This window comes from Flavobacterium weaverense, from assembly GCF_003688495.1.
Taxonomy (GTDB): domain Bacteria; phylum Bacteroidota; class Bacteroidia; order Flavobacteriales; family Flavobacteriaceae; genus Flavobacterium; species Flavobacterium weaverense.
In genome coordinates, this window is the sequence record NZ_REFH01000009.1 from 676,897 (window position 1) to 692,592 (window position 15,696).

General features: G+C 32.5%; 12 protein-coding genes. 6 read left to right on the plus strand and 6 right to left on the minus strand.

Annotation, left to right across the window (positions count from 1 at the left end):
* The first annotated feature begins 95 nt into the window (after positions 1–95).
* Positions 96–1,343 (plus strand): peptidase T, encoded by a 1,248-nt coding sequence (gene pepT / locus BC961_RS09660; protein ID WP_121925632.1) that lies wholly within the window; start codon positions 96–98, stop codon positions 1,341–1,343.
* 61 nt (positions 1,344–1,404) lie between these two features.
* On the opposite strand, the gene yajC is transcribed toward pepT, so the two are convergent.
* The 3 genes from yajC to BC961_RS09675 all read right to left on the minus strand — a co-directional run bounded on the left by yajC (position 1,405) and on the right by BC961_RS09675 (position 3,910).
* Positions 1,405–1,677, minus strand: coding sequence for a preprotein translocase subunit YajC (gene yajC / locus BC961_RS09665; protein WP_121925633.1), 273 nt, complete (start codon positions 1,675–1,677; stop codon positions 1,405–1,407).
* Between the two features lie 30 nt (positions 1,678–1,707).
* Positions 1,708–2,619 (minus strand): transcription antitermination factor NusB, encoded by a 912-nt coding sequence (nusB, locus tag BC961_RS09670; protein WP_121925710.1) that lies wholly within the window; start codon positions 2,617–2,619, stop codon positions 1,708–1,710.
* A 184-nt stretch (positions 2,620–2,803) separates the two neighbouring features.
* Positions 2,804–3,910, minus strand: a complete 1,107-nt coding sequence (locus tag BC961_RS09675) for a Glu/Leu/Phe/Val family dehydrogenase (protein WP_121925634.1) — start codon at positions 3,908–3,910, stop codon at positions 2,804–2,806.
* A gap of 203 nt (positions 3,911–4,113) precedes the next feature.
* Here BC961_RS09675 and BC961_RS09680 point away from each other — a divergent pair, with 203 nt between their 5' ends.
* Together BC961_RS09680 and BC961_RS09685 are read left to right on the plus strand one after the other, a co-directional pair.
* Complete coding sequence (locus tag BC961_RS09680; RefSeq protein WP_121925635.1) at positions 4,114–5,874, plus strand: ABC transporter ATP-binding protein; 1,761 nt, start codon at positions 4,114–4,116, stop codon at positions 5,872–5,874.
* Between the two features lie 71 nt (positions 5,875–5,945).
* Positions 5,946–6,326 (plus strand): PUR family DNA/RNA-binding protein, encoded by a 381-nt coding sequence (locus BC961_RS09685; protein ID WP_121925636.1) that lies wholly within the window; start codon positions 5,946–5,948, stop codon positions 6,324–6,326.
* Between the two features lie 121 nt (positions 6,327–6,447).
* Here BC961_RS09685 and BC961_RS09690 read toward each other — a convergent pair whose 3' ends face one another.
* Positions 6,448–6,804 (minus strand): tRNA-binding protein, encoded by a 357-nt coding sequence (locus tag BC961_RS09690; protein WP_121925637.1) that lies wholly within the window; start codon positions 6,802–6,804, stop codon positions 6,448–6,450.
* A gap of 391 nt (positions 6,805–7,195) precedes the next feature.
* On the opposite strand from BC961_RS09690, the gene BC961_RS09695 reads away from it, so the two are divergent.
* Together BC961_RS09695 and BC961_RS09700 are read left to right on the plus strand one after the other, a co-directional pair.
* A complete protein-coding gene (locus BC961_RS09695) occupies positions 7,196–8,749 on the plus strand; it encodes an FMN-binding glutamate synthase family protein (protein WP_121925638.1) in 1,554 nt (517 codons plus the stop codon).
* A gap of 6 nt (positions 8,750–8,755) precedes the next feature.
* A complete protein-coding gene (locus BC961_RS09700; RefSeq protein ID WP_121925639.1) occupies positions 8,756–9,136 on the plus strand; it encodes a GreA/GreB family elongation factor in 381 nt (126 codons plus the stop codon).
* 249 nt (positions 9,137–9,385) lie between these two features.
* On the opposite strand, the gene BC961_RS09705 is transcribed toward BC961_RS09700, so the two are convergent.
* A complete protein-coding gene (locus tag BC961_RS09705) occupies positions 9,386–10,318 on the minus strand; it encodes a peptidylprolyl isomerase (protein ID WP_121925640.1) in 933 nt (310 codons plus the stop codon).
* Positions 10,319–10,649: 331 nt separating this feature from the next.
* The gene (locus tag BC961_RS09710; RefSeq protein ID WP_121925641.1) at positions 10,650–12,770 is read right to left on the minus strand and encodes a M3 family metallopeptidase; all 2,121 of its coding nucleotides are present in this window, start codon (positions 12,768–12,770) and stop codon (positions 10,650–10,652) included.
* A 319-nt stretch (positions 12,771–13,089) separates the two neighbouring features.
* Here BC961_RS09710 and BC961_RS09715 point away from each other — a divergent pair, with 319 nt between their 5' ends.
* On the plus strand, positions 13,090–15,606 hold the full coding sequence (locus BC961_RS09715; RefSeq protein WP_121925642.1) for a M14 family zinc carboxypeptidase: 2,517 nt from the start codon (positions 13,090–13,092) through the stop codon (positions 15,604–15,606).
* The last annotated feature ends 90 nt before the right edge of the window (positions 15,607–15,696 follow it).

Below are 15,696 nucleotides of genomic sequence, written 5' to 3' on the forward strand. Positions count from 1 at the left end.
TAAATAAATATTTACAAAACATTTTACTAAATCATTTTCTTAACCCTAAATAATGCTCCTGAAAAAATGATTATATTTGCATAAAACATAAAAACATGCAACATATTATAGATCGTTTCATCAGTTACGTTATTATAGATACGGAATCTGATGCAAGTTCAGAAACTACTCCAAGCACAAAAAAACAATGGGATTTAGCTAATAAACTGGTCGAGGAATTAAAGACTATTGGAATGCAAGACGTTACAATAGATGAGAAGTCATACATCATGGCTACTTTACCCAGCAATGTAGATCATGAAGTACCAACGATTGGTTTCATTTCTCACTTTGATACTTCGCCTGACTTTTCTGGAGCGAATATCAAACCTCAGATTGTACCTAATTATGATGGAAAAGATATTATTCTAAATGCTGAGAAAAATATTGTCTTATCACCAAGCTACTTTAAAGATTTATTGCTTTATAAAGGACAAACGCTAATTACTACTGACGGAACGACATTATTAGGAGCAGATGACAAAGCAGGTATCACAGAAATTGTTACTGCAATGGAATACCTGATCAATAATCCTGAAATCAAGCACGGAAAAATCAGAATTGGGTTTACTCCTGATGAGGAAATTGGTCGCGGAGCACATCATTTTGATGTAGATAAATTTGGAGCTGATTGGGCTTACACTATGGATGGAAGTCAAGTGGGAGAATTAGAGTATGAAAACTTTAATGCAGCTAGTGCTAAAATCACCTTTAAAGGTAAAAGTGTACATCCGGGTTATGCTAAAGGAAAAATGATCAACTCTATGTTAATCGCTAATACTTTTATCAGCAAATTACCGCCAGAAGAAACACCGGAAACTACAAAAGGATATGAAGGTTTTTTCCACGTTCATCATTTAACAGGAAGTATTGAAGAAACTACTTTAGAATTAATTATTCGAGATCATAGTAAGAAAAAGTTTGGAAAACGCAAGGAGTTGATCGAAAAAATCACTCGCAAAATAAACAAGAAATTTGCTAAGCAATTTGGTGAAGATATAGCGATTGCACAAATCAACGACCAGTATTACAATATGAAGGAAAAAGTACTTCCTGTCAAGCACATTGTAGATATTGCTGAAAAAGCAATGAAAGAAATTGGAATAAAACCATTAATCAAACCTATTAGAGGTGGGACAGATGGTTGCCAATTATCATATAAAGGATTGCCTTGTCCTAATATTTTTGCGGGTGGGCATAATTTCCATGGAAAATATGAATATGTTCCAGCAGAAAGTATGCAAAAAGCAGTAGAAGTAATTGTCAAAATTGCTGAACTAACTGCAATACAACCTTCGAAGTAAAGCAAAAAAAATCCCAAATTCTAATGATAAGAATTTGGGATTTTTAATTTATTCAGTAATACTATTTTTTACTTAATGCAGCACTCATTTCCATTGAAATAGCAGAACGCTCCATCTTTAATTTTCCTGACATTGTTTCTACAACAACTGTTGTATCTGCTAACTCAGAAACCTTACCGTGAAGACCACTTTTAGTAATGATTTTATCACCTACTTTTAAAGCGCTTTCAAATTCTTTTTCATTTTTTGCTCTTTTTTGCTGTGGTCTAATCATGAAGAAATAGATCACCACAAACATTAATATAAAGGGTGCAAATTGAGTTAATTGTTCCATAATTTTAATTCTCTTTTTATTTGTTAATTACTACATTAAACCGCGACCAGCTTTAATGATTCTTTTACTTTTTTCAAGTTCTTTTACTAAATTATCTAAAATTCCGTTGATAAAAATACTACTTTTTGGAGTAGAATATTCCTTTGCAACTTCTAAATATTCATTAAGTGTTACTTTAACCGGAATTGATGGGAATTTCAAAAATTCACAAATTGCCATTTTAAGAATAATAGTATCGATTTCAGCGATTCTATCACTATCCCAGTTTGGAGTCTTGTCTAAATATTCCTTTGCTAATTCTTTTTCGTTTAGGACTGTTTTTCTAAACAAATCTTTAACAAAATCCTTATCCTCATTATCTTTATATAATTTCGGAACTCTGAAATTATCATTCTCACCAGATTTTATTGTTTTCAACTGCTTGATGATGTGCGTATTTACTAATGGAATATCATCAACCCAAGTTAATTTATCATCCTCTAGATACTCATACAGCTTTTCATTAGGAACGATAACTTCCATAAATAAGTCAACAATAAACTGTCGGTCTTCTTCAAACTTATTTACAGTATTACTCATGTAGTCAGCATATATCTTACTTGCTTTAATATCACTTAAAAGCAATAAGATATAATCATCGTTCAAAGACCAATTGTTGATCTTGCGATTTTCAAGTGCGATACTTAATGAGTTATTTTCTGAAAGAATTTGAAAAATTTCGTTTTTGATGAATTTTTCATTTGGATTACGCTCTTCTGGAGTAGCTAGATGCTTAAGACTTGATTTATGTAAAAAGACAGTTTCTGTTTTACAAATTTCAATTAGCGAAGAAAGCATTATAAGGTATAAATCTTGAATATTATCGATACTATAAAAAAGGAACTTTTCTTCTTTCTCTAGATTATCTGAACCGCTTTGATGCATCGCATAAATGGACTGCATAACTTTAACGCGAATGTGTCTTCTATTTACCACCTTGTAAGAACTTTTATTAATTAGCGTGCAAAAATAAGTATTTCCTTTTTCAAAATAAAATATATAATCGCTTATTTTAAAAGTATTCAAAAAACCCTCTCTGTTCCATCATAGTAATGGAAATCAGAAAGGGTTCAATATATAATGAAAACTATTTTTTACTGTTCTCTAATTTTCTCTGATCAATACGATTTTGAGCAATTGTCAAAGCCGCTTTATGAGTGGTCATTTTGTTAGCAATAGCAAAATCAAAAATCTCTAAAGTTGTATTGTAGATGTTTTCTGTTTTACGCATAATTTCTTCTTTACCATAATGTTCTAACTCAGCGTACACATTTATGATTCCACCAGCATTGATCAAGAAATCCGGAGCATAAACGATTCCTCTTTCTTGTAAAATTTTACCATGAACGTTCTCATCAGCTAATTGATTGTTCGCTGCACCTGCTATTACTTTTGCTTTGATCTTATGAACAGTTGCGTCATTTAATGTTGCTCCCATTGCACAAGGCGCATAAATATCAACGTCTGCGCTGTATAAATCATCTCCTCTGTAAATTTCAGCATTATACTTTGCTCCTACCTCAGCTAATCTTTCTTCATTGATATCAGCGATAGTAACTATTGCACCTTCTTTAGTTAAATAATCTACTAGCGTCTCGCCTACGTGACCAATTCCTTGCACTAAAACTTTCTTACCAGATAAAACATCTGAACCATATTGCTGTTTTGCAGCTGCTTTCATTCCTAAATAAACACCATAAGCCGTAATTGGTGACGGGTTTCCAGAACCACCTCTTGATTCAGAGATTCCAGTTACATAAGGAGTTACATCTCTCACGATGTCCATATCGCTGGTTTCCATTCCCATATCTTCAGCAGTAATATATCTTCCGCTTAAAGAATGTACAAATTCACCAAATTTGCGCATTAATTCAGGAGTCTTTTGAGTTTTTGGATCACCAATAATAACTGCTTTTCCGCCACCTAAGTTTAATCCAGTAATCGCTGCTTTATATGTCATTCCACGAGAAAGTCGTAAAACATCATTCAACGCTTCCCACTCTGTTGCATAATTGTACATTCTTGTACCTCCTAAAGCTGGACCCATAACTGAATTATGAATGCCAATAATTGCTTTTAAACCCGTATCTTTGTCGTTGCAAAATACAATTTGCTCATGATCATTAAATGACAATTGACCAAAAACGGGATCCATTTTTTGAAGCTCCTTTCCTGTTGTGAAAGCTGTACTCATAGTGTATATTTTTATATTGATAAAATTACGAATTAGTCAAAAAGACAATTCAAATTTACACAAAAAATTAAAGATGCGTTGCTCTTTTGTCTAAAAATCATTTATTCAATAATTAAATTAATCCTGCGTTAATCATTGAATTTACTAAAATAAAAATTTTATCCTTAAAATAAAATAATTTCAACATAGAATACTTTAAAATAATGAAAGAGTTACGTTATCTAAATAAATACTTCGTTAAATATAAATACAGTTTTTTACTGGGAATCGTTTTTACAATAATTGCTCAGATATTCATGCTTTTTACTCCGAAGCTGATTAGTAAATCCTTTAAAGTTATTGAGGCTTTCGCCAAAGATAAAACAGTAGCTAAAGAAGTTATTTACGACGAATTGATTTCGAACATATTACTGATTATTGCAACGACTATAATTGCCGGTTTTCTTACTTTTTTAATGAGACAGACTTTAATTGTAATGTCAAGACATATTGAATTTGACTTGAAAAATGAAGTTTTTCGTCAATATGAAAATTTATCTCAAAATTTTTATAAGCAAAATCGTACAGGAGATTTAATGAATCGAATAAGCGAGGATGTTTCTAAAGTGAGAATGTATGTTGGTCCCGCCGTTATGTATACCATCAACACCGCAATTCGTTTTACCATCGTTATTGTCTACATGTATAATGTTTCACCGCGATTAACATTATACACTATTTTACCACTACCTATTTTATCATATGCAATATTTAAGTTGAGCTCTGAAATTAATATACGAAGCACTATTTTCCAACAATACTTATCGAAGGTTTCCAGTTTTTCACAAGAAATTTTTTCAGGAATCCGAGTGATAAAGGCGTATTCAATGGAAGAGCAGCATCAAAACAACATGATTAACTTGGCAAACGAAAGCAAAAGTAAAAGTTTAAACCTTGCTAAAGTGCAATCCTTGTTTGGACCATTAATGCTAGCGCTTATAGGAATCAGTAATCTTGTTGTAATTTATTTTGGTGGTTTAATGTATATCGATGGAACGATAAAAAATATTGGAACAATTGCTGAGTTTATTTTATATGTGAATATGTTAACTTGGCCTGTTGCCTCTCTGGGTTGGGTTTCATCAATGGTTCAAGAGGCGGAAGCTTCGCAGAAACGCTTAAATGAATTCTTGAAAATAGAACCAGAGATTAAAAACAAAAACGAAAATAAATCAGTTATCGAAGGTTCTATATCATTCGAAAATGTGAGCTATACTTATGAGGACACAAATATCACGGCATTAAAAAACATTTCTTTTACAGTACAAAAAGGGGAAACTTTAGCAATTTTAGGAAAAACTGGATCTGGTAAATCAACTATTCTATCTTTAATTTCCCGCATGTATGATGTAACCGAAGGCGCTATTAAAATTGATAAAAACGAAATAAGTACTATCAACTTATTCGATCTACGAAATTGTATTGGAATTGTTCCGCAAGATGCGTTCTTATTCTCAGATAGTATTAAGAATAATATAATGTTTGGTAAAGCAGATGCAACTGAAGCACAAGTGATCGCTGCGGCTAAAAGCGCTGTAGTTCACGATAACATCATGACCTTTAACAAGAAATATGAAACGGTTCTAGGCGAACGTGGAATTACACTATCTGGAGGTCAAAAACAAAGAGTATCGATTGCTAGAGCAATTATCAAAAATCCACCAATTTTATTATTTGACGACTGTCTATCTGCTGTAGATACTCAAACCGAAGAAACGATATTAAACAACTTAAATGAGATTTGTAAAGACAAAACAACCATTATAGTAAGCCATCGCGTGTCGTCTGCTAAAAATGCAGATAAAATTATGATTATGGACAATGGAGAAATAATCGAACAAGGTTCTCATAATCAATTGATAAATCAAGGAGGCTATTATGCTGCTCTGTATTTGAAGCAACTTTCAGAAAAAGAAATGCTTTAATTGTTGTGTAATACATATTTTTTATAGATTTTTGGACGCTAGTTAACAACCATAAATTGACAGAAAGGATTATGAGAGAACATGACATGTTAGAAAAAGAGGAGATATTTTCTAAAGTTTTAAGAGCTGGAAGAAGAACGTATTTCTTTGATGTAAGAGCGACAAAGGCAGATGATTATTACATTACAATTACTGAAAGCAAGAAATTTACTGAAGAGGATGGTTCATTCCATTTTAAAAAACATAAAATTTATTTATACAAAGAAGACTTCACTTCATTTGCAGAAATTTTGGGAGAAATGACTTCATATGTTTTAAATCATAAAGGAGAGGAAGTGATTTCAGAAAGACATCAGAAAGATTTTAAAAAAGAATACATCTCTGATAAACCAGATGATGATATCATACCGCAAACATCAAGCTTTACAAATATAGAATTTGATGATATTTAGTTTTTAATTACTTTACTTACAATTAAAAAAGTCCAAAAGCCATGTGTTTTTGGACTTTTTTTATGATACCAAATAGACAATCATCTATTAGGTATATTTTATTTCCATAAAATGCTTTCAATTATCCTACTCTAAGTCCGTTTTCAATCTTACTATCAGGCGTGATAAGTATGACGTCTCCACCATCACCTACTGCGCCAAGAACGAGACATTCACTCATAAACTTGCCTATCTGTTTTTTAGGAAAATTTATTACTGCAATAATCTGTCGACCTAGTAATTCATCGACGCTATACCTTTGTGTAATTTGAGCTGAAGTTTTTCTAATTCCAATTGTTTCACCAAAATCAATTGTCATTCGATACGCTGGCTTTCTAGCAGTTAGAAAATCGTTAGCAGTTAGAATGGTCCCCACGTGCATCGCTACTTTATCGAATTCTGTCCAACTCAAGGTCAATTCTGGTTCTATTGTTTTCATAGTGAAATTATTTCAAAACATTAAATATATAAATTATGACCCCTTTTTTTGAGAACTAAGCAAGAATAGAGGTATAACGAATGCTAAATTTAACATAAATAGAAAAAAAAGTTATTTATAACAAAAAATGAATGTATTTTTGCACTGTGTAATTTAATGTTTATGAAAACTTTTCCTAACGTGCCGTCTACTTGTACCTCTTTCTTCAAAGAGGCTATCATGCTTGTCGCTAAATTCTCACATTCAAAAGCCTTTGTCAATTAGACCTTCGTCTAAATAAAACAATATACTTCCAGACGAAGGTTTTACAATACATCATTTACTTACTTACTTCTCGGTTTTAAAAAACACCATTTTTAAAATCTAAATCTAATTTAAAAAATTTAAAAACATGTTTTTAAAAAAATTAGCAGTACACCAAATAATTTGGGTAGCTACCATTTCGTTTTTAGTTATAAGTTGTGTGTTGGCTTACTTAGGTGATCTCAATTACTTCTTTTTAATTATTCCATTATTTTTAATGCTATTTCTAGTTCAGGATACTTTCCAAGCTAGTCATACTATTAAAAAGAACTATCCTATTGTAGGTAGATTTAGATATTTACTGGAGTCATTCAGACCAGAAATTCGTCAGTACTTTTTTGAAGGAGAATTAGACGGTAAGCCTTTTAATCGCAGACAGCGTTCTATTGTATATCAAAGAGCAAAGAACGTAAAGCAAACAATTTCGTTTGGTATGCAAGATGATCCAAATCGCATTGGATACGAATGGGCAGCACACTCTATTTACCCAAAAAGAGCTGACAAACAATTCTTTAGAACAACCGTTGGTAACGAGCAATGTTTACAACCATACAGCGCAAGTATTTATAATATCAGTGCAATGAGTTATGGTGCTCTAAGTAAAACTGCTATTTCTTCTTTAAACAAAGGAGCTCAAATAGGAGAATTTGCACACAACACTGGTGAAGGAGGAATTAGTGATTTTCACTTAGAAGGTGGTGATTTAATTTGGCAAATTGGAACAGGATATTTTGGCTGTCGAAATGACGACGGATCGTTCTCAGATGAATTATATGCTGAGAAAGCAAATTATCCTCAAGTCAAAATGATAGAATTGAAATTATCTCAAGGAGCCAAGCCCGGACATGGTGGATTATTGCCAGGTGAAAAAAATACTCCTGAAATAGCGAAAATTAGAAATATAAAGCCCCATATTGCAGTGCATTCTCCAGCAGGACATACAGCGTTTACAAATAGCGTTGAATTACTGCAATTTTTGCAAAAAATGAGAACACTTTCTAAAGGGAAACCTGTTGGATTTAAAATTTGTATTGGTAGACAAGATGAGTTTATCGATATAATTAAAGCAATGAAGAACACAGGAATTGTACCCGACTTTATCACCATTGATGGTGCTGAGGGAGGAACAGGAGCTGCACCTTTAGAATTTATTGATTATATGGGAATGGCAATGGCAGATGGAGTTATATTTGCTAGTAAAGTTCTTAAAGAATACGGTCTTAGAGATCAAATTAAAATTATGGCTTCTGGAAAAATCATCACTGGTTTTGATATCGCAAAAGCGATTTCTTTAGGAGCTGATGCATGTTACAGTGCAAGAGGAATGATGTTTGCTTTAGGATGTATACAAGCGTTACAATGTGATAGCGGAAAATGTCCAGTAGGAATTGCAACTCAGGACCAAAAATTATACAAAGGATTAGACATAACTGATAAAAGTGTACGTGTTGCACATTTCCACAACAATACTTTGAAAGCTTTCGCAGAATTCATTGGAGCTTGCGGTTTTGACAGTCCAAAAGCGATTACTCCAAATGTATTTTACAGAAGGATTGATCACAAAACGAATGAAAGTTTTGCGTCATTATTTTTTAACGATGTTGAAAATATAGCAAAAAAAGAAAAAATAAACTTAAATTAAATCATCATGAAACCAACACCTGTTTTAACAAGTACTGATTATAACACTCTGAGAGAATTAACTAAAAGCGCAAAAGATAGCACCAATATTAGAGAAATTGCGTTGCTGACTCAAGAGTTAGATCGTGCAATCATCAATAAAGATGGTGTTGTTGACGATACAATTGTTCGCATGAATTCTCAAGTAACAATTGAGGATGTAAAAACTAAGCAACAAATGAAAGTTCAGATAGTACTGCCTTCACAAGCAAACTTGAAAGAAGGAAAAGTTTCTATACTTGCACCTTTATGCGTAGCCATAATTGGTTTTCAAGAGAATGCTGAAGTAGAATGGCAATTGCCTTCAGGAATTAAAACCTTAAAAATAATTACTGTAACAAACGCTTAAAACCGTTTTTTATAATCTCTATTTAAAGCATCTTCTACATGAAGGTGCTTTTTTTTTGTTTATGGAAATCACAATAATTATATCAAATTTTCACGAACGTAAAAACGATGGTATACTGAAAATACTTTTGTTTTTTTCGAAAAAAAAATGCCTTCATAAAGCAAATCGCTTATTGAAGGCATTTTTAATATAGTAAGACTCTATTTCTTTTTCGAACTTAAAAATTTTAAATTCGACTCAAATAAATCTTTATTTTACTTCCATTAATTCAACGTCAAAAATCAACGTAGCATTTGGTGGAATTGCTCCTCCAGCACCACGAGATCCGTATCCTAAATGCGATGGAATAACGAAACGAGCTTTGTCACCAACTTGTAACAATGCAATACCTTCATCCCATCCTTCGATTACTTGACCTTGACCTAATCTAAATTCGATTGGTTTTTTTCTAGGATATGATGAGTCAAAAACTTTACCGTTCTCTAATGATCCCTCATAGTGAACTGCTACTGTTTTTCCGCTTTCTGCTCTTTTACCTTCACCTCTTTGAATGAATTGGTAGCGCAAACCACTTTCTGTTTTCTCAAAACCTGCAGCTAATTTTTCCATTGCAGCTTCTGCTTCTTCTTTTAAAGCAATATCACGTTTGTTACGCGCCCCTTTAAAAGAAATAAATGCTTCAATTGCATTAAAGTTTTTAGCTTCTTCTCCTTCTCTAATGATTTCAATAGACTCTAAAGTATCACCTTGCTCTACAGCATCAACAATATCTTGACCTTCGATTACATGACCAAAAACAGTATGTTTATTATCTAACCAATCTGTTGGGATATGAGTGATATAAAACTGTGAACCATTAGTTCCAGGTCCAGAATTAGCCATAGCTAAAACTCCTGGACGATTGTGTTTTAAACTCGGGTGAAATTCATCATCAAATTTATAACCTGGATCTCCAGTACCCGTTCCTTGTGGACAACCACCTTGAATCATAAAATCAGGAATAACTCTGTGGAATTTTAATCCATCATAAAAATTAACTCCTTGTGGCTTAACTTTATTTTCTAATTTTCCTTCCGCTAATCCTACGAAGTTACCTACCGTACCTGGAGTTAAATCGTGTGTTAGTTTTACTAAAATAGCACCTTTAGTGGTGTTAAATTTAGCATATATTCCATTTTCCATTTTTGTATAATTTTTATTGAAATGCAAATTTACGAATTTAATTATAGAATTCGCAATAGTTAACTTTTGCGAATATTTTCCAAATTATTTAAAAGCAGTAATATTAATCAGCTTTATTTTTAACCATGAAGAACATGAAGTTAATTAAGCCTTAATGGAACTTAATTTTCTTAATGGTTTTAGAAATTCCACTTAGAACTTATCTTGACTTTTTTATCTTTTTAGATGTCTTGACAAATACAAGATCAAACCTAGTTCAGCATAAAATTTATAACTTAAAAAAAATGGCATCCATTACGAATACCATTTTCTTAATCATTTAATTTTTCTTTTAATTCAGTCCCGCATTTTTCAAATACGATTCCACTTGCATCTCTTTACCGATGAAATCTTTGAATGCTTTGTTAAGATCTACACTATTACCAACAGATAAAATGTATTTTCTAAAACGTTCGCAATTTTCTCTTGTCATTCCACCATTTGCTTCCATCCAGTCATATACTGTATAATCTAAAGTTTTAGACCATGTATACGCATAATATCCTGCTGAGTATCCGCCACCCCAAATGTGAGCAAAATAAGGTGTGTGATATCTGGTTGGAACTTCGTTAACCAAAAGACCGTATTTAGTTAGTGCTTCTTTTTCGAATTCTAATGTTGGTTTAAAATCCGACTCTTTTTCTACACTATGCCAAGCCATATCAAGCGTTGCCGCAGCTAAAAGTTCTGTTACTACATAACCTTTATTAAAAGTGTCTGCTTTCTTAATTTTGTCAATAAGCGCTTGTGGAATTACCTCTTTAGTTTTGTAATGAATCGCATAGTTTTTTAAAACTGTTGGATCTAAGGCAGCATGTTCATTAATTTGTGAAGGGAATTCAACGTAATCTCTTGGCACTGATGTTCCAGAAAGAGATTCATATTGCTGGTTTGCAAACAATCCATGTAAAGTATGACCAAATTCATGGAACATCGTAGTTACATCATCAAAACTAATTAATGATGGATTACCGTCGATAGGTTTAGAAAAGTTATAAACGTTTACAATTACCGGCTTTTGTTTTAAGTAATGAGATTGATTAACAAAAGTATTCATCCATGCTCCACCATTTTTATTATCTCTAGTATAAAAATCTAAATAATAAATCGCGATTGAAGAACCATCATTATCAAATACTTCGTATACTTTTACATCAGGATGATAAACTGGTAAATCATTTCTTTCTTTAAATGTTATGCCATACATCTGCTTTGCAGCAAAAAACACTCCTTTTTCTAAGACAGTTGCTATTTCGAAATAAGGTTTAATCTCACTTTCATCTAAGTCATATTTTGCTTTTCGAACTTGCTCAGAATAAAAGTCCCAATCCCAAGGCTCTAATTTAAAACCGCCTTTTTGAGTATTAATTAAATCTTGAATTTCTTTAGCTTCAATTTTTGATTTTGCCACAGCTGGAGCAGCAATTTTTGCTAGCAGTTCCATTGCTGGAGCAGGTGTTTGCGCCATTTGATCTTGTAATTTCCATTCAGCAAAACTCTTTTTACCCATTAATTTAGCTTTTTGCAATCGCAATTTTGCTATTTTCTCTAGTACTTCGCGAGTATCACCATCGTCATTTTTTTCAGCACGCATCCATGACGATTTAAATATTCTTTCTCTACTGGCACGATTTGTCAAACTTGCTAATACTGGTTGCTGTGTTGTGTTTAGTAATGCAATTAAATACTTACCATCTTGGCCAGCTTCTGTTGCATTTAATTTTGCAGCAGCGATTTCTGCAGCACTCATTCCGTCAAGATCTTTTGCGTTATCAAAAACGACAGCTCCATTTTTTCTAGCAATTAAAAGCTTACTCCCATAAAGAGTGCTGAGACTTGCTAATTCTCCGTTGATCTGTTTCATTTTCTCTTTATTTGCAGGAGATAAATTGGCTCCAGCCAATTCAAATTTCTGTAAATAATATTCCGTTAGTTTTTTATCTTCACCTTTTAATGATTTAAGGTCAATGGCCTTAAAGCGACTATACAATTGACTGTTTAAGTAAATTTTATCATTATGAGCTGAGAATATTGGAGCATATTCCGCTTCCACAGATTGTAAAGTTGGATTCGTATTAGAACCCGTAAGATTATAAAAAGCACTAGTTGCACGATTTAGATCTACTCCACTTGTCTCTAAAGCTACAACAGTATTGGCAAAAGTTGGTTTCGCTTTATTTGTCGCAATTTTTGTAATTTCTTGATCGTGGACTTTCAAAGCATATACAAATGCAGGTTTGAAATGCTCGTCTTTAATAAGATTAAATCGTGGCGCTTGATATTGTAGCGTGCTACGTTGCAAAAGAGGGTTTGTAGTTTTCACTGACTGTTTTTGTGCATAAATTGATGATACTGATAAAGATGCCACAAAAACAGCAGCACTTGTCAGCACTATTTTAGAAATAAATCGCATAAGTTATATTTTAAATTTTGTGCATAAATATAGTGATAAAGAATAGGTTATTTTTTTTATGCATCAGTTAAAAATTACTTAAATACCACTTCCTCACATTTACGAGTAATGTCACATTTTCTTATTTTACAAAAAAAATCTTTATCTAAGTGCTAATATATATTTGGCACTGAGATGCATTATAAATTTCAAAGCAATATTGAAATAAAAAAGCAAATTAAAGTTATAAGCCACTTTAATATAGCTGATATTCCAAAAACTTAAGTAATTTTAGCAGTCGAAATAATGTTACAAAACCAAAATTAAAAACCAAGATTTCATGAAAAATTTTCTGATTTACTTTCTATTTCTTTGCGCTATTGCAAATGCACAGCAGCCTGTTACATTAGACTATTATCTTCCTCAAAACAGTAATTACAATAAAAACATCCCTACACCTAAAAGTATTTTTCATTTTGAATTAGGAGAAATGCACACGGATCATACGCAAGTTGCTTTATACATGAATGAAGTTGCAAAAGCATCCGATAGAATGACAATTGAAACAACAGGATACACTTATGAAAATAGACCACTGCAATTGCTTACTATCTCTAGTCCAAAAAACCTTGCTAATATCGACGCAATTCTTAAAAGACATCAAGCCGTAGCTGATTCTGGAGTAAATAATAATGATGTTTCTGATTTGCCTATCGTTGTTTATTTAGGTTATTCAATTCACGGAAATGAATCTAGCGGAACTGGAGCGGCGATCGCCTTAGCATATTATCTAGCAGCATCAGATAGTCCTGAGCTTGAGAAAACATTAGAAAGCACAATTATTTTATTAGATCCGTGCTTTAATCCTGACGGTTTACAACGCTTTTCTACGTGGGTAAACAGTAGTAAAAGCAAAAGCTTAGTAACTGATCCTAATGATCGTGAGTTTAACGAAATGTGGCCTCGAGGTCGTTTTAATCACTACTGGTTTGACATGAATAGAGACTGGTTGCCTGTGCAGCTTCCAGAAAGCCAAGCGAGAATAAAAACTTTTAGAAAATGGCTTCCCAATCTTTTATGTGATTTTCACGAAATGGGAACTAATTCAACTTACTTTTTTCAACCAGGAGAACCAAGTCGAACGAATCCTTTAACTCCAGCTTTAAATCAAGTTTTAACCCGCAAAATCGCTGGTTATCATGCTAAGGCTTTGGATAAAATTGGAAGCTCCTATTTTATTGAAAAGAATTACGATGATTTTTATTATGGTAAAGGTTCTTCATACCCAGATATTAATGGTTCTATTGGTATTTTATTTGAGCAAGCAAGCTCTAGAGGTCACGCGCAAGAAAGTGCTAATGGAATTTTGACTTTTCCTTTTACGATACGAAATCAATTTACAACTAGCTTGTCATCAATTCAAGCGGCTTATGAAATGAGAAAAGAACTCTTAGAATATCAAAGAGATTTTTATGTAAAAGCAAAAAATGACAGTAAAAAAAGCGCTGTAAAAGCATACATATTTGGTGACGAAAAAGATGCCACTAGAGTAAATGAATTAGCAAAAATTTTACATCAGCATAAAATCGAATTGCTAAAACTGAAAGAAGATGTTACAATCAACAAAAAGAAATTCGATAAAAACTTAAGCTATATAATTCCCGTTGAACAGCAAAACACAAAGTTAATCAACGCTATATTTGATAGACAGACAAAGTTTAAGGACAGTTTGTTTTATGATATTTCTACTTGGAGTTTTGACTTGGCTTTCAATCTAAATTTTGAAACGACAAACTCTCTAGCGCAAGCAGGTTCTAAATACGAACCAGTAACGAAGAATGGTTTAGTTTCTAAAAAAAGTGACATTGGCTATTTAATCGAGTGGACTGACTACGATGCTCCAAAGTTATTAAACCAAATTCTTTCTAAGAACTTACGAGTTAGGACGACTAAGCAACCTTTTACTTCTAATGGAAAAACGTACTCTTATGGAAGTCTTTTTGTTCCTATTCAAAATCAAGAAATGGACGCTGAGGCGATATTCAATTACTTAAACAAAATTATTACAGATTATTCTATTGAAATTACAGGAGTAGAAACTGGTTTTACTGATGGAATTAATTTAGGTAATCCAAGCTTTGTTACCTTAACTCAACCTAAAGTTGCAATGATCGTAGGTCAAGGTGTTGACGCGTCTGATGCAGGTGAGATTTGGCATTTATTAGATCAGAAAGCAGCGATGCCATTGACAAAAATAAATATTGAACAATTACAAAGCGCCGACTTAAATCGATATACCACTCTGATTTTAGCAAATGGAAATTATTCTGGTTTTTCAGCGAAAGCAATTTCGAAAATAGAGCAATGGATACAAAATGGAGGTACTCTTATCGCTTATCAAGATGCTATCAAGTGGTTGAACGATTCTAAGTTTATAGATTTAACGTTCAAAAATATAAAAAATGAAGCAAAAGACGTTTCTTATGAAAAAGCGGGCGATTACCGTGGTGCCCAACTTATTTCTGGTGCTATATTCGAAACAAAACTAGATCTTTCACATCCTATTAATTATGGTATGCCGAGAAATACATTGCCTATTTTTAGAAATACTTCTATAATTATTGAACCAAACAAAAGTAGTTTCAACAACCCAATTCAATACACTAAAAATCCACTAATAAGCGGTTATATTTCTAAATCAAATTTGGAACTATTAAAGGAAAGTGTGCCGTTTCAGTCTATCAAAAAAGGAGATGGCAAAATTATTGTTTTTACAGACAACACCAACTTTAGAGCCTTTTGGTTGGGGACAGAAAAATTACTGTGGAACGCAATTTTCTTTAGTAATTTAATGTAAAAACGAATCTATTTATTAATACATTTTTGATTCTTATAAATTAAAATTTAGTCCTGCTTGTTTTCATCTTGCAGGACTTTGTTTTTGATT